1 protein-coding gene is annotated in these 1106 nt (G+C 66.2%); it reads right to left on the bottom strand.

Translation table 11 applies throughout. From position 1 onward, the window contains the following. Positions 1 to 1027 (bottom strand): IS3-like element ISMex11 family transposase gene (locus ACQKQD_RS34145; protein ID WP_427511006.1). Its coding sequence is split into 2 segments (ribosomal slippage), with 1028 coding nucleotides annotated over them: positions 1 to 775 and positions 775 to 1027; the frame shifts between segments, so codons are not numbered across the junction. This gene is flagged as partial in the annotation. Positions 1028 to 1106 lie beyond the last annotated feature (79 nt).

The following is a 1106-nucleotide window of genomic DNA, read 5'->3' as shown; positions in this document are numbered from 1 at the left end:
CGGCTCTCGTTGTAGTGCCGCCGCCACGTCTCGATCTTGCTCCTCGCGTCGGCCAACGACAAGAACCAGTTCGCGTTCAGGCACTCGTCGCGCAGACGGCCGTTGAACGACTCGACCAGCGCGTTGTCGGTCGGCTTGCCAGGCCGTGAGAAGTCCAACGTGACGCCGTTCTCGTAGGCCCAGCGGTCGAGGGCTTTCGAGACGAACTCAGGCCCGTTATCGACCTGAATCGCGCACGGTGCTCCGCGCAGCAGCGCCAAGCGGCCGACGACAGCCACGACCTGTTCGCCTTTGATGCCCTGGTCGACCTCGATCGCCAGTGCCTCGCGCGTGAACGCATCGACGACCGTCAGGGCTCTCAGCCGGCGGCCGTCGAACAGCGCATCGGAGACGAAGTCCATCGACCAGCGCTCGTTCGGCCGGAGCGCAGCAGGCTGACGCTCACGGTGTGCCGCGCTGACGTGCCGGCGCGGCCGCTTGAGCCTCAGGCTGAGGCCCTCGTCCCGGTAGAGGCGGTGGACCCTCTTATGGTTCACCCGCCAGCCCTCTCGGCGCAGCAGGATGTAGATCCGGAAGTAGCCGTAGCGCACCCGGCTCTTGGCCAGATCGCAGATGCGCATTCGCAGCGGTGCCTGATCGGGCTTGGTCGAGCGGTAGCGGACGCCCGACCGGCCGACGCCGAGCGCGGCGCAGCCGCGCCGCTCGCTCACCCCGTGCGCCTCCTGAACCTGGTGCACGAGCTCGCGTCGCCGAGCAGGCGTCAGAGCTTTTTTGCGAGCACGTCCTGCAGGATGTGCTTGTCGAGGCTCAGATCGGCCACGAGCTGCTTGAGCTTGCGGTTCTCCTCCTCAAGCTGCTTCAGCCGACGTAGCTCGCCCGTGCCGAGCCCGCCATAGAGCTTCTTCCAGCGGTAAAATGTCTGTTCGGAGATGCCCATCCGGCGCAGCACCTCCGCGACCGGTGTCCCCGTCTCGGCCTGCTTCAGCGCGAAGGCGATCTGCTCCTCGGTGAACCTGCTCTTCTTCACGGCTCTGCTCCTCCCATCAGGGTCTCACAAAACCGGAAAACTCGCACTCAGGCCGGACCAAAGCGATGGGGGGACGTCA

Origin of the sequence: Methylobacterium sp. NPDC080182, assembly GCF_050281105.1 — a bacterium.
Taxonomy (GTDB): Bacteria; Pseudomonadota; Alphaproteobacteria; order Rhizobiales; family Beijerinckiaceae; genus Methylobacterium.
Note: the sequence above shows the minus strand (reverse complement) of the source record. Positions and strands in the feature narration are given on the sequence as shown.